The organism is Streptomyces sp. NPDC020681, assembly GCF_044334895.1.
GTDB lineage: Bacteria > Actinomycetota > Actinomycetes > Streptomycetales > Streptomycetaceae > Streptomyces.
Window position 1 is genome coordinate 1 of record NZ_JBIRTX010000021.1, and the last position, 18,113, is coordinate 18,113.

18 protein-coding genes and 1 pseudogene are annotated in these 18,113 nt (G+C 70.9%); 15 read left to right on the top strand and 4 right to left on the bottom strand.

All coding sequences use genetic code 11. From position 1 onward, the window contains the following. Nucleotides 1-90: 90 nt before the first annotated feature. Nucleotides 91-921 (bottom strand): IclR family transcriptional regulator, encoded by an 831-nt coding sequence (locus ACH4YL_RS33585; protein WP_398511292.1) that lies wholly within the window; start codon nucleotides 919-921, stop codon nucleotides 91-93. Nucleotides 922-1,021: 100 nt separating this feature from the next. On the opposite strand from ACH4YL_RS33585, the gene ACH4YL_RS33590 reads away from it, so the two are divergent. From ACH4YL_RS33590 to ACH4YL_RS33620, 7 genes are all read left to right on the top strand, one after another. Further along, on the top strand, nucleotides 1,022-1,969 hold the full coding sequence (locus ACH4YL_RS33590; RefSeq protein WP_398511293.1) for a 5-dehydro-4-deoxyglucarate dehydratase: 948 nt from the start codon (nucleotides 1,022-1,024) through the stop codon (nucleotides 1,967-1,969). Beyond that, on the top strand, nucleotides 1,966-3,264 hold the full coding sequence (locus ACH4YL_RS33595; RefSeq protein ID WP_398511294.1) for a glucarate dehydratase family protein: 1,299 nt from the start codon (nucleotides 1,966-1,968) through the stop codon (nucleotides 3,262-3,264). The genes ACH4YL_RS33590 and ACH4YL_RS33595 overlap by 4 nt, the downstream gene beginning before the upstream one ends. Nucleotides 3,265-3,338: 74 nt before the next feature. Further along, the gene (locus tag ACH4YL_RS33600; RefSeq protein ID WP_398511295.1) at nucleotides 3,339-4,466 is read left to right on the top strand and encodes a carbohydrate kinase family protein; all 1,128 of its coding nucleotides are present in this window, start codon (nucleotides 3,339-3,341) and stop codon (nucleotides 4,464-4,466) included. Nucleotides 4,467-4,653: 187 nt separating this feature from the next. Beyond that, nucleotides 4,654-5,682, top strand: a complete 1,029-nt coding sequence (locus ACH4YL_RS33605) for a PhoH family protein (RefSeq protein WP_398511296.1) — start codon at nucleotides 4,654-4,656, stop codon at nucleotides 5,680-5,682. A gap of 23 nt (nucleotides 5,683-5,705) precedes the next feature. Beyond that, nucleotides 5,706-6,203, top strand: coding sequence for an rRNA maturation RNase YbeY (gene ybeY / locus ACH4YL_RS33610; protein ID WP_398511297.1), 498 nt, complete (start codon nucleotides 5,706-5,708; stop codon nucleotides 6,201-6,203). Further along, nucleotides 6,200-7,495: a hemolysin family protein gene (locus ACH4YL_RS33615; RefSeq protein ID WP_398511298.1), complete on the top strand. Its 1,296-nt coding sequence runs from the start codon at nucleotides 6,200-6,202 to the stop codon at nucleotides 7,493-7,495. The genes ybeY and ACH4YL_RS33615 overlap by 4 nt, the downstream gene beginning before the upstream one ends. Next, nucleotides 7,492-7,845: an MmcQ/YjbR family DNA-binding protein gene (locus tag ACH4YL_RS33620; protein ID WP_398511299.1), complete on the top strand. Its 354-nt coding sequence runs from the start codon at nucleotides 7,492-7,494 to the stop codon at nucleotides 7,843-7,845. Before ACH4YL_RS33615 ends, ACH4YL_RS33620 begins: the two co-directional genes overlap by 4 nt. A gap of 22 nt (nucleotides 7,846-7,867) precedes the next feature. Here the strand turns inward: ACH4YL_RS33620 and ACH4YL_RS33625 are convergent. Beyond that, nucleotides 7,868-9,270: pseudogene (locus ACH4YL_RS33625) on the bottom strand (MFS transporter). 117 nt (nucleotides 9,271-9,387) lie between these two features. Here ACH4YL_RS33625 and ACH4YL_RS33630 point away from each other — a divergent pair. The 8 genes from ACH4YL_RS33630 to ACH4YL_RS33665 all read left to right on the top strand — a co-directional run bounded on the left by ACH4YL_RS33630 (nucleotide 9,388) and on the right by ACH4YL_RS33665 (nucleotide 16,628). Beyond that, nucleotides 9,388-10,248 (top strand): helix-turn-helix transcriptional regulator, encoded by an 861-nt coding sequence (locus ACH4YL_RS33630; RefSeq protein ID WP_398511397.1) that lies wholly within the window; start codon nucleotides 9,388-9,390, stop codon nucleotides 10,246-10,248. A gap of 103 nt (nucleotides 10,249-10,351) precedes the next feature. Then, complete coding sequence (locus tag ACH4YL_RS33635) at nucleotides 10,352-11,080, top strand: hypothetical protein (RefSeq protein ID WP_398511300.1); 729 nt, start codon at nucleotides 10,352-10,354, stop codon at nucleotides 11,078-11,080. Nucleotides 11,081-11,173: 93 nt separating this feature from the next. Next, nucleotides 11,174-11,527: a cytidine deaminase gene (locus ACH4YL_RS33640; RefSeq protein ID WP_398511301.1), complete on the top strand. Its 354-nt coding sequence runs from the start codon at nucleotides 11,174-11,176 to the stop codon at nucleotides 11,525-11,527. 336 nt (nucleotides 11,528-11,863) lie between these two features. Then, complete coding sequence (locus ACH4YL_RS33645; protein WP_398511302.1) at nucleotides 11,864-12,343, top strand: hypothetical protein; 480 nt, start codon at nucleotides 11,864-11,866, stop codon at nucleotides 12,341-12,343. Between the two features lie 238 nt (nucleotides 12,344-12,581). Next, on the top strand, nucleotides 12,582-13,931 hold the full coding sequence (locus tag ACH4YL_RS33650; protein WP_398511303.1) for a beta-xylosidase: 1,350 nt from the start codon (nucleotides 12,582-12,584) through the stop codon (nucleotides 13,929-13,931). Nucleotides 13,932-13,990: 59 nt separating this feature from the next. Then, nucleotides 13,991-14,938, top strand: a complete 948-nt coding sequence (locus ACH4YL_RS33655) for a WxL protein peptidoglycan domain-containing protein (RefSeq protein ID WP_398511304.1) — start codon at nucleotides 13,991-13,993, stop codon at nucleotides 14,936-14,938. Between the two features lie 20 nt (nucleotides 14,939-14,958). Continuing rightward, nucleotides 14,959-15,900 (top strand): GTPase Era, encoded by a 942-nt coding sequence (gene era, locus ACH4YL_RS33660; RefSeq protein WP_398511305.1) that lies wholly within the window; start codon nucleotides 14,959-14,961, stop codon nucleotides 15,898-15,900. Between the two features lie 80 nt (nucleotides 15,901-15,980). Beyond that, a complete protein-coding gene (locus tag ACH4YL_RS33665) occupies nucleotides 15,981-16,628 on the top strand; it encodes a TetR/AcrR family transcriptional regulator (RefSeq protein WP_398511306.1) in 648 nt (215 codons plus the stop codon). A gap of 3 nt (nucleotides 16,629-16,631) precedes the next feature. On the opposite strand, the gene ACH4YL_RS33670 is transcribed toward ACH4YL_RS33665, so the two are convergent. Next, nucleotides 16,632-16,898 carry a protealysin inhibitor emfourin gene (locus ACH4YL_RS33670; RefSeq protein WP_398511307.1) on the bottom strand — a complete coding sequence of 89 codons (267 nt, stop codon included), beginning with the start codon at nucleotides 16,896-16,898 and terminating at the stop codon, nucleotides 16,632-16,634. A gap of 76 nt (nucleotides 16,899-16,974) precedes the next feature. Continuing rightward, a complete protein-coding gene (locus tag ACH4YL_RS33675; RefSeq protein WP_398511308.1) occupies nucleotides 16,975-18,036 on the bottom strand; it encodes a M4 family metallopeptidase in 1,062 nt (353 codons plus the stop codon). Between the last annotated feature and the right edge of the window lie 77 nt (nucleotides 18,037-18,113).

The window sequence follows — 18,113 nt, forward strand, 5'->3', positions numbered from 1 at the left end:
GGCATGGCTCCGCCATGCCTCCCTCCTCCGCCTTGCGATCCACGGCACCAGAGCCCGCTCACTCATCCGGCCTGATCCAGACGAAAGGCCCTAGGCGCGCCACTCCGGGGAGCCCGCCGCCCGCGCCGGGGCCGTCGACTCGATCTTCGCGCGGATCTCCCGCATCACCGCGACGATCTGCCTCTCGTGCTCCTGCGTCAGCCGCGCCACCGGCACCGAGCAGCTGATCGCGTCCGTCGCCGGGTCGTCGTGGCGCAGTGCGAAGCCGAAGCCCACGATGCCGAGCACGCCCTCCTCGCGGTCGACGGAGTAGCCGCGTTCGCGGATCGCCGCGAGATCGGCGGTGAGGGCGGCCCTGTCGGTACGGGTGTTGGGTGTGAGGCGCTCCAACTCGCCTTCGGGCAGCGGGAGTTCGGCGTCCGGCCGTTCGGCGAGGAGTGCCTTGCCCAGCGCGCCCGCATGCGCCGGCAGCCGGCGGCCCACCCTGCTGAAGGTGCGCAGGTACTCATGTGATTCGCGGGTCGCGAGATAGACGACGTCCCCGCCGTCCAGCCGCGCGAGATGAATCGTCTCGCCGAGCGCGTCGGAGGCCTCGTCGAGGAAGGGGCGCGCGGCCCGCACCCACGGATCGCTGTCGAGATAGCTGGTGCCGGTGAGCAACGCGCGGATGCCGATGCCATAGAGCGAGCCGGTGACATCGGTGCGGACCCAGCCGCGGTCGATGAGCGTCTGCAGCAGCGCGTACATGGAGCTGCGCGGCACGCCCAGCTCCTCGGCCAGCTCGCGCAGCCGCGCCGGGCGGTCGCCGCGGGCCGCCAGGAGTTCGAGCAGTTCGACGGTGCGGGCCGCCGACTTCACCTCGCGTACGCCGCCGGTCTCCGTCCCCGTTTCCAGCTGCGCTTCCGACTCCGTCTCCGGCATGCGCCGATCGTATGCGGCCCGCCGGGTCCCATTGACGGCCCTCGTCCGCGTATCTAATCTCAGTTCTCATCCGTGTACGTCATCTACATAGGGAGACGGTATGTATCAAGGCACGGAAGTGGACGTCGTCACGCGGCTGCGCGACGGCATGGCACGCGGCGTACTCTCCTTCCCGCTCACCAGCTTCCGCGCCGACGGCGGACTCGACCGCGACGGCTACCGCGACTACCTCGCGGCGCAGGCCGCCACCGCACCCGGCGCGCTCTTCCCCGCCTGCGGCACCGGCGAGTTCTTCTCTCTCGACGAGGACGAGTACCGCGAGGTCGTCACCGCCGCCGTGGCGGCCGCCGCCGACGGCCGGCTGCCCGTCGTCGCGGGCATCGGCTACGGCTGGGCGCAGGCCGCCCGCTTCGCGCGGATCGCCGAACAGGCGGGTGCGGACGCCGCGTTGGTGCTGCCGCACTATCTGGTGCGCGGCCCGCAGGACGGACTCGTCGAGCAGCTGCGCAAGGTCGCCGGAGCCACCCGGCTGCCGCTGATCGCCTACCAGCGCGACCAGGTCGCCTACTCCGCCGCGTCCGTACGCCGCATCGCCCAGCTGCCCGGCGTCATCGGGCTCAAGGACGGCCACGGCGACCTCGACCTGGTGCAGCGGCAGCGTCTCGCCGCACCCGAGGGGTTCCTGTTCTTCAACGGCGCGGCCACCGCGGAGATCCAGGCACGGCAGTACGCCTCCATCGGCGTGAGCGCGTACTCCTCCGCCGTCCACGCCTTCGCGCCCGAGATCGCCGACGCCTTCTTCGCCGCACACCGCGACGGCGACGATGCCGCGGTCGAGCGGTTGCTGCGCGGTTTCTACGTACCGCTGGTGGAGCTGCGCGACCGGGTGCCCGGATATGCCGTCTCGCTGGTCAAGGCGGCGGCCCGGCTGCGTGGTAAGCCGGTGGGGCCGGTCCGCCCGCCGCTCACCGAACCCGGCCCCGACGATCTCGCGGACCTCGAAGCTCTGCTCGCAGACGGACTCGACCTGGTAGGAGCCACGGCATGACGCAGGACCTGACGATCACCGAGGTACGTCTCACCCCGATCCTCGTCGCCGACCCGCCGCTGCTCAACACCCAGGGCGTGCACCAGCCGTACACTCCGCGGCTGATCGTCGAGGTGGTCACCGCCGACGGGATCACCGGCGTCGGCGAGACGTACGGCGACACCAAGTACCTCGACCTGGCGGCCCCGTTGGCGGACGCGCTGCCCGGTTTCCGGGTCGGCGACGTGAACGGGCTGCACCAGCTCGCGGACCTGGTGTGCCCGGACTCGTCCGAGGCCACCGGCGCGGACGCGGTCGACGCCGGAGGACTGCGCGGCGTGCAGACCTCCGACAAGCTGCGGCTCTCGGTGGTCTCCGGCTTCGAGGTCGCGCTGCTCGACGCGCTCGGCAAGGCGCTCGGGCTGCCGGTGCACGCGCTGCTCGGCGGCAAGGTCCGCGACGCCGTGGACTACAGCGCCTATCTCTTCTACCGCTGGGCCGAGCACCCGGGCGGCGCGGGCGAGCCGGACGACTGGGGCGCGGCCGTCGACCCGGCAGGCGTCGTCGCGCAGGCCCGGCGCTTCGCGCGCGAGTACGGCTTCGGCTCCTTCAAGCTCAAGGGCGGCGTCTTCGAGCCCGACGAGGAGATCGCCGCGGTCCGCGCGCTCGCGGCGGCCTTCCCGGGCCGGCCGCTGCGGCTCGACCCGAACGGGGCCTGGTCGGTGGAGACATCGCTGCGGGTCGCCGCGGAGCTCGCGGACGTGCTGGAGTACCTGGAGGACCCGGCGAGCGGCACCGAGCGGATGGCGCAGGTCGCCGCCGCCACCGAGGTGCCGCTGGCCACCAACATGTGCGTCACCACGTTCGCGGAGATCCCGGAGGCGTTCGCCCGCGGGGCCGTGCAGGTCGTGCTCTGCGACCACCACTACTGGGGCGGGCTGCGCAACACCCGTGAACTGGCCGCGATCTGCCGCACGTTCGGCGTCGGCCTGTCCATGCACTCCAACACCCACCTGGGTATCAGCCTGGCCGCGATGACCCATGTCGCCGCGGTCGTGCCCAACCTGGACTACGCCTGCGACAGCCACTACCCGTGGCAGACCGAGGACGTGATCACCGAACGCCTCGAATTCAAGGACGGCCGCCTCGCGGTGAGCGATCTGCCGGGCCTCGGCGTCGAACTCGACCGCGTGAAGCTGGCCCGCCTGCACCGGCGGTGGCTGGACGACGACGGGACGATGCGCGACCGCGACGACGCGGCGGCCATGCGGGTGGCCGAGCCCGGCTGGACGGCGCCTCCCGTGCCGCGCTGGTAGCCCGGCCGGCGGCCACGTGCCGCACCCCGCCGCTTCCCGGCACATCAGGCAGACTGTCCTGATCTGCACCACATATGGGGAGCGGCACGGTGAGCACTCGTTACGGAGAGCAGGCGGACGGCGGGGGGCCCACCTGCCTGGACCCCCTCGCCGCCCTGCGTGCCCCCGGCGATCCGGACTGCGACGTCTACCTCACCGGCAGTGTCTTCCTCGACATCATCTTCACCGGCCTGGACTCGGCTCCCGTCCGCGGCACCGAGTCCTGGGCCCGCGGCATGGGATCGAGCCCGGGCGGCGTCGCCAACATGGCCACCGCGCTCGCCCGGCTCGGCCTGCGCACCTCGCTCGCCGCCGCGTTCGGGGACGACCACTACGGCGAGTACTGCTGGGACGCGCTCGAACAGGGCGAGGGCATCGACCTGTCGCTGTCCCGCACCGTGCCCGGCTGGCACTCGCCCGTCACCGTCTCCATGGCGTACGAGGGCGAGCGGACCATGGTCTCGCACGGGCACGAAGCACCGCCGCCCGAGCCCGCGCCCGAGTGCCCGCCGCCCGCCCGGGCCGCCGTCGCCTCACTCACGCCCGGCCGCGCCGAGTGGATCGCCCAGGCCGCCGGCACCGGCACCCGTGTCTTCGCCGACGTCGGCTGGGACGAGAGCGGCCGCTGGGACCCGGCCGACCTCGCCGACCTGGAGCACTGCGAGGCCTTTCTGCCGAACGCGGAGGAGGCGATGCGCTACACACGCACCGACTGCCCGCGGGCCGCGGCGCACGCGCTGACCGAGCGCGTTCCGCTCGCCGTCGTCACGCTCGGTGCCGAAGGCGCGTACGCCGTGGACGGCGCGACCGGCGAAACCGCACAGGTTCCGGCCATCGAGGTGGAGGCGCTCGACCCGACAGGCGCCGGCGACGTCTTCGTGGCCGGATACGTCACCGGGACGCTGGCCGGCTGGCCACTCGCCGACCGCCTGGCCCTGGCAGGACTGACGGCCGCGCTGTCGGTGCAGGAGTTCGGCGGGTCGCTCTCGTCCCCCTCCTGGTCGGAGATCGCGGCCTGGTGGCAGCACGTCCAGGGCGTGGACGACCAGGACCCGGCCGCGCTGCGGCGGTACGCCTTCCTGGAGGCGCTGCTGCCCGCGCCGGCCAGGCCGTGGCCGCTGCGCAGGGCCGTCCCGACGATCGGTTTCCGCAGCCCGTCCTGAGTGTGCCCGGCCACCCGCGGGCCGGTGTCCGGCCGGCCTCCGGGCGAGCGGCAGCGCGAGCGGCACGGCATCCGGGCGAAAAAGCCCTCGGCCTTGTCAGTGCCGCGTCGTACGCTTGGTGTTCCAGAGGTTGTCGAGCAGCGAGAACCCTGCAACGGGAGGTATGTGCAGGCCACAGAGCCGGCCCATGACTCAGACACCCACAGCCCAGAACCCGGCGCCGGGGCAGGCGCGAGCCCACTTCACCGTCCCCGCCAAACATCCGATGGTGACGGTCCTCGGCTCGGGTGACGCCCTGCTGCGCGTGATCGAGAAGGCCTTCCCGGCGGCCGACATCCATGTCCGGGGCAATCAGGTGAGCGCGGTCGGCGACGCGGCGGAAGTCGCAATGATCCAGCGCCTGTTCGACGAGATGATGCTCGTGCTCCGCACCGGGCAGCCGATGACGGAGGACGCAGTGGAACGCTCGATCGCCATGCTCAGAGCCACTGAGAACGGCAATGGCGAAGGCGCGGCCGAGACCCCCGCCGAGGTGCTCACCCAGAACATCCTCTCCAGCCGCGGCCGCACCATCCGCCCTAAGACCCTCAACCAGAAGCGGTATGTCGACGCGATCGACAAGCACACGATCGTGTTCGGGATCGGCCCCGCCGGCACCGGCAAGACCTATCTCGCCATGGCCAAGGCGGTCCAGGCCCTGCAGTCCAAGCAGGTCACCCGGATCATCCTGACCAGGCCCGCCGTCGAGGCGGGCGAGCGGCTCGGCTTCCTGCCCGGCACGCTCTACGAGAAGATCGACCCGTATCTGCGCCCGCTGTACGACGCGCTGCACGACATGGTCGACCCCGACTCGATCCCCCGGCTGATGGCCGCGGGCACGATCGAGGTCGCGCCGCTGGCGTACATGCGAGGCCGGACGCTGAACGACGCGTTCATCATCCTCGACGAGGCGCAGAACACCAGCGCCGAGCAGATGAAGATGTTCCTGACGAGGCTCGGCTTCGACTCGAAGATCGTCGTCACCGGCGACGTCACCCAGGTCGACCTGCCGGGCGGGACTAAGAGCGGTCTCCGTCAGGTCCAGGGCATCCTGGAGGGCGTCGAGGACGTCCACTTCTCCCGTCTCACATCGCACGATGTCGTACGGCACAAGCTCGTCGGCCGTATCGTCGACGCGTACGAGAAGTACGACGGCCAGAACGGGCTGTCTCACTGAACCGAGAGAAGTAGCCAAGCGCCATGTCGATCGACGTCAACAACGAGTCCGGGATCGCAGTCGACGAGCAGGCGGTTCTCGACGTCGCCCGCTACGCGCTGGCCCGGATGCGCATCCACCCGCTCTCCGAGCTCTCGGTGATCGTCGTGGACGCCGAAGCCATGGAGCAGTTGCACATCCAGTGGATGGACCTGCCCGGTCCGACCGATGTCATGTCCTTCCCGATGGACGAGCTGCGCCCGCCCATCAAGGACGACGAGGAGCCCCCGCAGGGGCTCCTCGGTGACATCGTGCTCTGCCCCGAGGTCGCCAAGAGGCAGGGCGAGGAAGCCCCGACGGAGCACTCCATGGACGAGGAGCTCCAGCTCCTGACGGTCCATGGAGTGCTGCACCTGCTCGGTTACGACCACGAGGAGCCGGACGAGAAGGCCGAGATGTTCGGCCTCCAGGCGGCGATCATCGACGGCTGGCGGGCGGAGAAGGGCCTCACCGGTCCGTCCCCGGCGCCGACCGTCTCATGAGCGGCCCACTGGTCTTCGGCGCGGTTCTGCTGGTCGTGGTCGCCTGGCTGGCGGCGTGCGCCGAGGCGGGCATCGCGCGCACCTCAAGCTTCCGCGCCGCCGAGGCCGTACGCTCCGGCCGGCGCGGCGCGGCGAAGCTGGAGCAGGTCGCCGCCGACCCGACCCGCTATCTCAATGTCGCCCTGCTGGTGCGGGTGGCCTGCGAGATGGCGGCCGGGGTGCTGGTCACCTACGCCTGTCTCCAGGAGTTCTCCGAGACCTGGGAGGCGCTGGCCGTCGCCATCGGCGTGATGGTCCTCGTCTCGTACGTCGCGGTCGGCGTCTCGCCGCGCACCATCGGCCGCCAGCACCCGCTGAACACGGCGACGGCCGCGGCGTACGTCCTGCTGCCGCTCGCCAGGATCATGGGCCCGATCCCGCAGTTGCTGATCCTCATCGGCAACGCGCTCACCCCGGGCAAGGGTTTCCGCAAGGGCCCGTTCGCCTCCGAGGCCGAGCTGCGGGCGATGGTGGACCTCGCCGAGCAGGAGTCGCTGATCGAGGACGACGAGCGCCGGATGGTGCACTCCGTGTTCGAGCTCGGTGACACCCTCGTACGCGAAGTGATGGTGCCGCGCACGGACCTGGTCTGCATCGAGCGCTACAAGACCGTCCGCCAGGCGCTGACGCTCGCGCTGCGCTCCGGCTTCTCGCGCATCCCGGTCACCGGCGAGAACGAGGACGACATAGTGGGCGTCGTCTATCTGAAGGACCTGGTGCGCAAGACGCACATCAACCGCGACGCCGAGGCCGATCTGGTCTCCACGGCGATGCGGCCCGCGGTCTTCGTGCCCGACACCAAGAACGCGGGCGATCTGCTGCGCGAGATGCAGCAGAAGCGGAACCATGTCGCCGTCGTCATCGACGAGTACGGCGGCACGGCCGGGATCGTCACCATCGAGGACATCCTGGAGGAGATCGTCGGCGAGATCACGGACGAGTACGACCGTGAACTGCCGCCGGTCGAGGATCTCAGCGGCGGCCGCTTCCGGGTCACCGCCCGGCTCGACATCGGCGACCTCGGCGAGCTCTACGGCCTGGACGAACTGGACGACGAGGACGTGGAGACGGTCGGCGGTCTGCTGGCGAAGGCGCTCGGCCGGGTGCCGATCGCGGGCGCGTCGGCCGTGGTCGAACTCCCGGACGGCCGGACGCTGCGGCTGACGGCGGAGTCGCCGGCCGGCCGCCGGAACAAGATCGTGACGGTGCTGGCTGAGCCGGTGGCCGGGAGCGCGGAGGGACGGACGGCATGACCCCGCAGGAGCTGAAGGCCTTCTGCCTCGAATTCAACGCGTCGGTGGAGGAGTTCCCGTTCGGGCCCGAGACCTCGGTCTTCAAGGTGCTCGGCAAGCTCTTCGCCCTCACCGCGCTGGACGGCGAGCCGCTCAAGGTGAACCTCAAGTGCGAGCCGGAGATCGCGGTCCGGCTGCGGGCGGAGCACCCGGCGATCGTCCCGGGCTATCACATGAACAAGCGCCACTGGAACACGGTGACGGTCGGCGAGCTCCCGGACCGACTGGTCCGGGAGCTGATCGAGGACTCGTACGACCTGGTGGTGGCGGGCCTCCCGAAGGCGGAGCGGCTGCGCCTCGACCGGGCCTGACGCCGGGCCAGGCCGCCTGACGTCAGGCGGCCCTCGACCGGCGCAGGACCAGCCCCACCAGTACCGCCGCTCCCATCACGATCGCCGCATCCAGCGCCAGCACCGTCCGCACCCCGTCGAAGAGCGATGTGCCCGTCGTCGCGAGCACCCCCAGCAGCGGGATGCCCACGGTGATCCCCACCTGCTGCGTCGTCGTGACCAGACCCGTCGCCAGGCCCTGTTCGTCGTCCGGGACGCCCGAAGTCACCGTCAGCCCGTACGAGATGATCGCGCCCAGATGGCACACGCTCGCCAGCGAGACGGCGACCGTCGCCAGCACCGCGCCCGATCCCGGGCCCAGGCCCAGCAGTGCCGCGCCGAACAGGCCCTGACCCAGCAGGGAGAGGACCAGCGTGCGGCGCGCGCCGAGCCGGCCGATGATCTTCGGGGCGTAGGCGCCGGCGGCGACGGACGCGATGCCCTGGACGCCGAAGACCAGCCCTGTGCGGAACGCCGAAAGGCCCAGCGTCTCCTGCAGATACAGCGTGAGCACGAACACGACCGTGCTCATCATCGAGAACGTCACAGACCGCCGAGATTGCCCCAGGCCACCGTCCGCCGCCGCAGCATCGGCAGCGACACCAGCGGCGCCGGGCTGCGCGACTCGACGATCCCGAAGACGATCAGCAGCGCGATACCGGCGATCAGCGTGACCAGTACGTCCGTGCCGCCGAAGCCGCGCTCGGCCGCCGTGGACAGGGCGTAGATCACCGCGAGCAGACCGCCGGTGACGGTGACCGCGCCGGGCACATCGAGCCGCGGCCGGTCCGGCGTACGGGACTCCGGCAGCAGGCCCGGCGCCAGCGGCAGCACGATCAGGGTGAACAGGGCCAGCAGGCCCATCGTCGAGCGCCAGCCCAGCGTGTCGGTCATCACGCCGCCCAGCACCATGCCGATGGTGAAGCCCAGCGACAGCAGCGTGCTGCTGATGCCCAACGCCCGGTCCCGCTGCGGCCCTTCGGGAAACGTGGTGGTCAGCAAGGACATGCCGGTCGGCACGATGACCGCGGCGCCGAGCCCTTGCAGCGCGCGGCCCGTGAGGAACGACGCCGGGTCCCAGGCGAGCGCGGCCAGCACCGACGCCGCGCCGAAGAGCGCCAGTCCGGACAGGAACAGCCTGCGCCGCCCGTACAGATCGGCGATCCGGCCGAACAGCAGCAGAAAGCCGCCGGACGGCAACGCGAAGGCGGTGACGGCCCATTGCAGTGCCGACTGGCTGAGCCCCAGGTCCTTTCCGAGCACGGGCAGGGCCACATTGAGTACGGAGAAGTCGAGCGCGACCATGAACTGGGCCGCGCACAGCACAAAGAGAATCAGTCGGGCGCGGCCGGTCAGCGGTGCCGGAGCGGCCGTCCCGGGAGTAGGGGCGGAGGTGTCGATAGCCATGGTCGACAGCCTCCGGCGGCGGGAACAGCCGTGGGGAGCGGGAACTTATCCTGTTGGCGGCACCACCAGGCATACGGACAGGGGGAGTACGTGGCCACGTCGGCCGAGCACGATGCGATGAAGGCGCACCGCCTCGGTGAGCTGCGCCAGTTCCTGATGAGCAGGCGTGCGCGGGTCAGCCCCACGGAGGCGGGCCTGCCGGACGGCGGAGCCCGCCGCCGTACCCCCGGGCTGCGCCGCGAGGAGGTCGCCGTCCTCGCGGGCGTCGGCGTCTCCTGGTACCAGTGGCTGGAGCAGGGCCGGGACATCACGGTCTCGCCGCAGGTGCTCGACTCGGTGGGCCGGGTGCTCCGGCTGAGCAGCGCCGAGCGCCGCCACCTCTATGTGCTGGCCGGGCTCAACCCGCCCGCGCCCGAGGTGGATCCGGGCGATGCCAACATGTGCGCCGGGCTGCGGCGGCTGATCGACGCGTGGATGCCGTTCCCGGCGCACATCATGGACTCGTACTGGAACACGATCATGTACAACGAGGCGGCCGGCATGGTTCTCGGCATGCGGCCCGGTCTTGTGCAGAACTGTCTGATCGCCTTCTTCACCGATCCCATCTACCGGGCACGCGCGAGGAGTTGGGAGCTGAACGCGCCGGACGTGGTCGCACAGTTCCGTGCCGCATGCTCCGAGTGCCCCGACGACGAGGGCTTCCAGCAGATCGTCGCGGAAGCAAAGGTGGTCAGCCAGGAGTTCGCCGAGCTGTGGGAGCGGCGTGACATCGCACCCGGCGGCCAGGTCAGCAAGGAGATGGAGCACCCGCTGGTCGGGACGCTGTTCATGGAGTCGACACAGCTGAGGGTCCCGGCCCGCCCGGATCTGGCGATCGTGATGCACACCGCGCTGCCGGAGGCGGACACCGCGCAGAAGCTCCAGTGGCTGGCGAGCCCGGAGGGCAGGCGCGGCTCGATGTATCCGATTGCAGGCTGACCTCCGCGTATGGATATCCTCTGCGCGTTACAGGGGAGGGGGGAAGCTCCCCAAGGGAGCCCGCAAGGGCGCTTTGAGTCAGATTCAGGGGAGTTACCACAATATGCGTACCAGCATGCGCCGCGGCATGGCCGCCGCTGTCGCCGTCTCCGCGCTGTGTTTCACCGCGGCGTGCGGCGGTTCGTCCGACGACGAGAAGAAGCCGGCCGCGGGCCAGGAGCAGTCCACCGACAAGGCCACCGACAAGGCCGAGGCGCCGGTCACGCCGCTGACCGCCGCGCAGATGAAGGCCGCGACGCTGGAGGTCAAGGACCTGCCGACCGGCTGGAAGGCCGGCACGGTCACTTCCACCGACGACCCGGCGCCCAAGTCGGACAAGCCCGAGTGCCAGCCGATCGCCGACCTGATGGCCGACAAGATCCCCGGCGCGACGATGGGCCAGGCCGCGGAGTTCGAGGGCAAGGGCGACGAAAGCGGCCTGAGCGAGCATGTCTTCACCTTCCCCGCCACCGGCGGCGCGGACTTCGTGAAGGCGATCGGCACCGCGCTGGAGAGCTGCACCAAGGCGAGCTTCGACGCCGAGGGCGAGAAGCTGGCCGTCACGATCGCGAAGCTGTCCACCGCCAAGGTCGGCGAGGAGTCGTACGCGTTCCGGATGACCATGCCGATCCCGGAGCTGGGCGTGAACTTCACGAGCGACCTCCTGGTGGCCCGCCAGGGCACCGGCGTCGTCCGGCTCGCGCACAGCTCGGCGGACCCCACCAAGGCGGCCCCGTTCGACGACCTGGCCAAGCGCGCCGGCGACAAGTTCGTCAAGGGCGTCCAGGGCTGATCGCCCACGGCCCGTAGAGACACCCCGAAGCGACACCACGTAGAGACACCGGCCGCCCGGACCCGTTCCGGGCGGCCGATCTATGCTCGGGGCATGACGCAGAGCACCAACCTCGGCCCCGAGGACAGCAAGATCATCACGCTGGCACGCAGCGCACGTGCCCGCAACGGTGTGCCGGAGGGCGCGGCGGTACGGGACGAGACCGGGCGCACCTACGTCGCCGGAACCGTGGCGCTGGACTCGCTCCGGCTGAGCGCGCTGCAGGCCGCGGTCGCCATGGCCGTCGCCAGCGGCGCCAAGTCCCTGGAGGCCGCCGCCGTCGTCTCCGAGGCCGACGCGGCGTCGGACGCCGACCGCGCGGCGGTACGTGACCTCGGCGGGCCCGGCACGCCCGTGCTGCTGGCCGGCCCGGACGGTCTGCTGAAGGCTTCGGTCACCGCCGGCTGAGGTGCCGGGGCAGCATCACCGGTATCTCCACGTCCCTTAAGAATCACGGGACTTCCCCTTGCAATCGTGAGCTGTTTACGCATCAATTAACAGCGCAACCGACGGACCGTCAGATTCGCTGGACGGCCTGGTCCGGGGCCCGAGCCGCGGTCCCGCACCGAGCGGGCCGTCCCTTCTTTCCGCGTGGCGTGCGCACCCCGCCCGTGGAGCTCGTCACCCGTCGGTCCGCGCACACCCTTCATGCAGCCCTGCCGCGCCGTGCCCGCATGTCCTCATGCCCGCGCGGTGGGTGGCAGTACGGCTGCCAACGACTCCCTCAACGGGAAAGGGGAACCAATGCGAGGCAGCAGGTTAGGCATCAGCACGGCCATGGCGGCGGGCGCGCTCGCCGTCACCACTCTGGTCTTCGCCCCGGCCGCGGCGGCCGTCGCGCCCGCTTCGGCGACGGCCACGTACGACTGCGGGATCTGGGGCGGCGGCGCGGCGACGCTGGCCGCGACGCAGGACGGCACGGCGGTGACGATCACGCTCACCTCGGCGGTGACGACCCCCGTGGCCGTCGGGCCCGACGAGATCGACGCGACGCTCACGCTCGCCAAGAACGGCACCGGCACCACCCAGTTCACCGGCAAGAAGAACCCCGAGCTCGAGGCCGGTTCGCCGGTGACCATCGGCCCGCTGAGCGGGACCGTCGCCTCCGGCGACAGCCTCGACTCGTACTTCGACGGCACGGCGCTGCAGATGACGATCTTCGGAGTTGGTGTGAGCTGCGACGCCACGACGGCGCAGTCGCCGGGACCGTTCGTGTTCGACTGAGCGGACGCGCACGCTGACTCGGACTCTGGCCGGCGTCACCTTTCCGGTGGCGCCGGTTCCCCTTCCGGCCTGCGGAAACGAGGATCTTGAGGCGGGTGCCGTCCGGATCTTGACAGTATCTGATGGGTCATCAGACGGCGCATTTCGATTCCATTGACTTCTCGAGGCCCCCGCCCGTCAATGTCCCCTGCCGCCGCGGAAGAGCCGCCGCGTCCGCACACATCAGAAGGGGGCAGTCATGCCTTCAGCCACCCGAAGACCCCGCAGGTCCGCCGTCAGACGACGGCGGTGGACCGCCGTGCTGGGGGTCCTCGCCCTGGCCGCGGGCGCCGGGGCCCTCACCGGCCCCGCACACGCGCTGGCCACGGCCGCCGCGCCGGTCGACTTCATGACCCACTGCGTGCCGCCGCCCATCGCGGGCATCCCGCCCATCGACGGCACCACGACCGCCGAGATCACCGTCGACAACGCCGCTCCCAAGGTCGGCGACACGGTCACGGTCACCTACACGGTCAGCAAGCCGGCCGCCGGCAACCCGGTCGACCTCGCGCTCCCGGCCGACATCATGACGCCCACCGGAAAGGTCACGCTCGGCGGCGCGCAGCCCGGCAGCGTCACGGTCACCGGGCCCAAGAAGAACCCGCCCGTGCCCGGCAAGGGCGCTTTCCCGCCGTTCTCGATGACCGGCACGTTCACGGTCACCGCGCCCGGCTCGATCACGCTGTCGCCCGGCGACTACAACATCCACACCAGCTACATCATGGAGCTGGACACCCCCTGCACCGTGATCAGTCCGCCCGCGCCCGTCTCCGAGACGATCGTCGCCACGGACGTGCCGGGTGCCAATGAACGCAGCATCCAGCTCGCCACCGCCTCCGGGAACGTGGGCGACCGGGTCACCGTCACCGGCGCCAAGTTCACTCCGCTCGCCGACATCACCGTCGCCGGACGGGCCGCAGCGGCCGAGACCGCCGACAAGATGACGTTCAAGTCCGACGCCAACGGCGGCTTCACGGCCCGCCTCACGGTCAACGACAAGGCGACCACCGGCGTCGTCGCGTACGAAGGCAGTGCCTGGACCGCGGAGAAGGGCGCGGGTCCTGCGGCGTACACCGTCATCGACGACACACCACTGCCGGCGGGCAGCCAGAAGCTCAACTCCTCGGTCGCGGCAGGCACTCTGTCCATGTCCCAGGCCGGTGACACCGTCGCGCTCTCGGCGGTGAACTTCGGCACGGGCGGTGCGTCCACCGGCGACCTTCAGACGGTGACCGTCAAGGACTTCCGCGGCGGCCCCGCGGGCTGGTCCCTGACCGGCAAGGTCACCGACTTCACGGGCCCCGGCGGCACGATCGGCGCGAGCGCGCTCGGCTGGACGCCGGCCTGCACCACCAAGCAGGGCAGTCCGAGCACCTGCGCGGCCGGTTCGGCGGGAACCGTCGGCAGCGCGGGCGCGACGCTCGCCTCGACCCCCAACGGGGCGCTCACCGGCGGTGAGTTCACCGTGGACGCGAAGCTCTCGCTGAACGTCCCGGCGTTCACGGCACCCGGCGCGTATGCCGGCGTGCTGACCCTCACCCTTACGTGATCATCCAGCGGGCCGGGGCGCACCCCTCGGCCCGCTTTCCCTGCCTGGGGGCTCCGCACATGCGCAAGCTCTGCGTCATCCTCGCCGCACTGCTGTCCGGACTGTTCGGCGTTCCGGCCGCTCACGCCGCCGACAACGGCAACTGGTCCGTCTATCCGGTCTCTTCGGAGCTGGGCAGGCGGCCGTACTTCTATCTCTCCGCCGACCCCGGCACGACCCTGACCGACCAGGTCACCGTCACCAACAAGACCGCCGCCCCGCTCACCTTCCGGCTGTACGCGGCCGACGCGTACAACACCGAACGCGACGGCGGCTTCGCCGTCCGCACGCCGAAGGAGAAGCAGCGCGGCGTCGGTGCCTGGGCCAGGCCCGCGCGCGACCGCGTCAGCGTCCCCGCGCACGGCTCGGTCACCGTGCCCTACACGCTCACCGTCCCGGAAGGAGCCGAGCCCGGCGACCACCCCGGCGCGCTCGTCGCGCTCGACGAACGCATCGCCGCCGCGTCCGGCTCCGTCGCCGTCGGCATCCAGCAGGCCGTCGGCGCACGCGTGTATCTCCGGGTGAACGGACCGACCGTGCCCGCGCTCTCCGTCGAGGACGTCACCCTCAGCCACGACCAGCCGCTGGTCCCCGGCACCGGCGAGAGCAGCGCACTGATCTCGTACACGCTCTACAACCGCGGCAATGTCACGCTCAACCCCAAGGTCGCGCTGAAGGCCGAGGGCCTGTTCGGCCGCGATCTGCTCCACCGGGACCTGACGAAGATCCCCTCCGAACTGCTGCCCCGCCAGAAGATCCGGCTCACCGAACGCTGGTCGGGCGCACCGCAGCTCGAGTGGGGCGAGGTGAAGCTCACGGCCACCGCGCGGGACGTGCGCGAGTCGGCGGGCGCGTCCTTCTTCGCTCTGCCGTGGCTGGTGGCCGCGGTCCTCGGAGCCGCGCTGGCGGGCACGGGTGTGTGGGCCAGAGTGCGGCATGTCCGGGCGCGCGTGCCCAGGGGCGCCTGACATCAGGGACAATGGGCGCCATGAGCGTTCCTACCCAGTCCTCCGAGGCCCCTCACCGGGCCGGCTTCGCCTGCTTCGTCGGCCGTCCCAACGCGGGCAAGTCCACTCTCACGAACGCTCTGGTCGGCCAGAAGGTGGCGATCACCTCCAACCGGCCGCAGACGACCCGGCACACCGTGCGCGGCATCGTGCACCGCCCCGAGGCGCAGCTGATCCTGGTCGACACCCCGGGCCTGCACAAGCCGCGCACGCTGCTCGGCGAGCGGCTCAACGACGTCGTACGCACCACCTGGGCCGAGGTCGACGTGATCGGCTTCTGCCTGCCCGCGAACGAGAAGCTCGGCCCCGGCGACCGCTTCATCGCCAAGGAGCTGGCGGGCATCAAGAAGACGCCGAAGGTCGCGATCGTCACCAAGACCGACCTCGTCGACTCCAAGACGCTCGCCGAGCAGCTGATCGCGATCGACCGGCTCGGCAAGGAACTCGGCTTCGAGTGGGCCGAGATCGTCCCGGTCTCGGTGGTCGGCGACAAGCAGATCCAGTTGGTGGCCGACCTGCTGATCCCGCTGCTGCCGGAAGGCCCCGCGCTCTACCCGGAGGGCGACCTCACGGACGAGCCCGAGGTGGTCATGGTCGCCGAGCTGATCCGCGAGGCGGCGCTGGAGGGCGTACGGGACGAGCTGCCGCACTCGATCGCGGTGGTGGTCGAGGAGATGCTGCCGCGCGAGAACCGCCCGGCCGACAAGCCGCTGCTGGACATCCACGCGAACGTCTACATCGAACGCCCCAGCCAGAAGGGCATCATCATCGGCCCGAAGGGCAAGCGTCTGAAGGAGGTCGGCACGAAGTCCCGCAAGCACATCGAGGCGCTGCTGGGGACGCCGGTCTTCCTGGACCTCCACGTCAAGGTCGCGAAGGACTGGCAGCGGGACCCGAGGCAGCTCCGCAAGCTCGGCTTCTGACGGACGCCCGCGGTCCTGACGGATTCCCGTCGTCCGCCGTCGGCCGCAGCGGCTCGCGATAACAGCGTTATGCTGCTCCCGTGTCAGCCGCAGCAGCCGCAGCTTCCGTCCGCAGGCGACTCCTGGACGCAGCCGCCCGCGTCCTCGCCGAACAGGGCCCCGCCGCGCTGAGCGCCCGGCGCCTGGTCAAAGAGGTCGGCGCGTCGACCATGGCGGTCTACACGCACTTCGGCTCCATGCCCGCGCTGGTGCGCGAGGTCATGCGGGAAGGGTTCGAGCGCTTCAGGACACGTACCGACCTCGTCGCTCCCACCGACGACCCGGTCGCCGACCTGTACGCGATCTGCCGCGCCTACCAGGAGTTCGCCCGCGCCGAGCCGGACGTGTACGCCGTCATGTTCGGCGGGTCGCAACTGGCCGGATTCACGCTCACCGACGAGGACCGCGCGATGGGCACCGGGATGCTCCGGGTCCCGTACGACGCGATCCGCCGCTGCACGGCCGCCGGCCGTTTCCGGGACGGGGACGAGTCCCTGCGCGCCTGGCAGCTGTGGTGCCAGCTGCACGGCCTCGTCCAGTTGGACCGGGCGGGCTACTTCGGCGGTGCGCACACCGCCGAAGAGACCCTGTCCGCACTCGTCCGGGACTTCGCCGTCGGCCTGGGCGACAGCCCGGACGCGGCGACCGCGTCCGTCCCCGGGGCCCCCGGCGCGTCCGGGAACCCGTGAGAGTCAGGAGCCTTCGTTGAGCACCAGCGAGATCAGCTTCCGCTGGGCCTCCGTCAGCCGGGGATCGGAGCAGTAGACGGTGTGCTCGTCGACCGTGAGGTGGTAGTTGAACCCGTCCGGCACCCCCACCGGCGGCGTCTCGCGCGCGCCCTCGACCGCCTCCTTGGCCAGGGTGTGCCAGTCGGAGGCGTCGGGCCGGCCGGTGGTGTCGACCTCGGCGAATCGTTCCATCCCGGCGAAGCCGCCGGTGCGTCGTACCTGAATACGCATGAGTCCCGTTCTAGTACGGATCCGTGCGGCGCGAAACCGGACGCCCGGGGCTCCGCCGGAGCGGAGCCCCGACCGGTCAGGTCGCCGGGACGCCCACCTGCGACCACGCCTTCAGGACCGCCTCCTGCTCATCGCCGTCCCCGAACCGGGTCCGCGCCGCCGCCACCGTCAGCCGTGCGAAGGACGCGAAGTCCGCGTCCACGGCCAGCTCCCCGCCGGTCAGCACGTCGAACCAGACCTGGCCCGCCCGCTCCCACGCCTTCCCGCCGAGCTGCTCGGCGACCAGGCAGAACGCGTGATTGGGGATGCCGGAGTTGATGTGCACTCCGCCGTTGTCCCGGCCCGTACGGACGTAGTCGTCCATCGTGCCGGGCTGCGGGTCCTTGCCGAGCACATCGTCGTCGTACGCGCTGCCGGGCTCCTTCATCGAGCGCAGCGCCTTGCCCGTCACGCGCGGCGCCAGCAGGCCCGCGCCGATCAGCCAGTCGGCCTGCTCCGCCGTCTGGTCGAGCGTGTACTGCTTCACCAGCGAGCCGAACACGTCCGACATCGACTCGTTCAGCGCGCCCGGCTGGCCGAAGTAGCTCAGATTCGCCGTGTACTGCGTCAGTCCGTGCGTCAGCTCGTGCGCGATCACATCGACCGGGATCGAGAAGTCGAGGAAGATCTCGCCGTCTCCGTCGCCGAAGACCATCTGCTCGCCGTCCCAGAACGCGTTCCCGTACTTCTGGTCGTAGTGGACGCTCGCGGTCAGCGGCAGGCCCTCACCGTCGAGCGAGCTGCGGCCGTACGACTTCAGCAGCAGCTCGAAGGTCGCTCCGAGGCCCGCGTACACACGGTTGACCGTCGCGTCCTTGCCCGGCTCGTCGCCCTCGCCGCGGACCTTCTGGCCCGGCAGCTCGGTGCGGTTCCGGCAGTCGTGGATGGTGCGCTGCGGCTGCTCCGGCGCCGCACCGCGCGGCGCGACAGCCGCCGGTGCGCCGATCACGGTGGTCAGCCGGCGCCGGGTGCGCTGTGCGGCGTCCGCCTCGAGAGTGTGTCGAGCGGGGGCGGAGAGCACGGGGTCCTCGGCACGCGCCAGCTTGTCGAGGACGTGCGGCGGGACGATGGTGCAGAAAGTGGGATGGAAGTCAGCCATGGCAGGCAATGTGGCACTGGGTCATGGAGCTGTCACTAGTTGCCACCATGATTGACGAAATGGAGTGATCCATCACG

Coding starts and splice junctions, on each gene's coding strand:
- ACH4YL_RS33585 (WP_398511292.1), bottom strand. CDS start 921: ATGCCGGAGACGGAGTCGGAAGCGCAGCTGGAAACGGGGACGGAGACC.
- ACH4YL_RS33590 (WP_398511293.1), top strand. CDS start 1,022: ATGTATCAAGGCACGGAAGTGGACGTCGTCACGCGGCTGCGCGACGGC.
- ACH4YL_RS33595 (WP_398511294.1), top strand. CDS start 1,966: ATGACGCAGGACCTGACGATCACCGAGGTACGTCTCACCCCGATCCTC.
- ACH4YL_RS33600 (WP_398511295.1), top strand. CDS start 3,339: ATGGGGAGCGGCACGGTGAGCACTCGTTACGGAGAGCAGGCGGACGGC.
- ACH4YL_RS33605 (WP_398511296.1), top strand. CDS start 4,654: ATGACTCAGACACCCACAGCCCAGAACCCGGCGCCGGGGCAGGCGCGA.
- ybeY (WP_398511297.1), top strand. CDS start 5,706: ATGTCGATCGACGTCAACAACGAGTCCGGGATCGCAGTCGACGAGCAG.
- ACH4YL_RS33615 (WP_398511298.1), top strand. CDS start 6,200: ATGAGCGGCCCACTGGTCTTCGGCGCGGTTCTGCTGGTCGTGGTCGCC.
- ACH4YL_RS33620 (WP_398511299.1), top strand. CDS start 7,492: ATGACCCCGCAGGAGCTGAAGGCCTTCTGCCTCGAATTCAACGCGTCG.
- ACH4YL_RS33630 (WP_398511397.1), top strand. CDS start 9,388: ATGAAGGCGCACCGCCTCGGTGAGCTGCGCCAGTTCCTGATGAGCAGG.
- ACH4YL_RS33635 (WP_398511300.1), top strand. CDS start 10,352: ATGCGTACCAGCATGCGCCGCGGCATGGCCGCCGCTGTCGCCGTCTCC.
- ACH4YL_RS33640 (WP_398511301.1), top strand. CDS start 11,174: ATGACGCAGAGCACCAACCTCGGCCCCGAGGACAGCAAGATCATCACG.
- ACH4YL_RS33645 (WP_398511302.1), top strand. CDS start 11,864: ATGCGAGGCAGCAGGTTAGGCATCAGCACGGCCATGGCGGCGGGCGCG.
- ACH4YL_RS33650 (WP_398511303.1), top strand. CDS start 12,582: ATGCCTTCAGCCACCCGAAGACCCCGCAGGTCCGCCGTCAGACGACGG.
- ACH4YL_RS33655 (WP_398511304.1), top strand. CDS start 13,991: ATGCGCAAGCTCTGCGTCATCCTCGCCGCACTGCTGTCCGGACTGTTC.
- era (WP_398511305.1), top strand. CDS start 14,959: ATGAGCGTTCCTACCCAGTCCTCCGAGGCCCCTCACCGGGCCGGCTTC.
- ACH4YL_RS33670 (WP_398511307.1), bottom strand. CDS start 16,898: ATGCGTATTCAGGTACGACGCACCGGCGGCTTCGCCGGGATGGAACGA.
- ACH4YL_RS33675 (WP_398511308.1), bottom strand. CDS start 18,036: ATGGCTGACTTCCATCCCACTTTCTGCACCATCGTCCCGCCGCACGTC.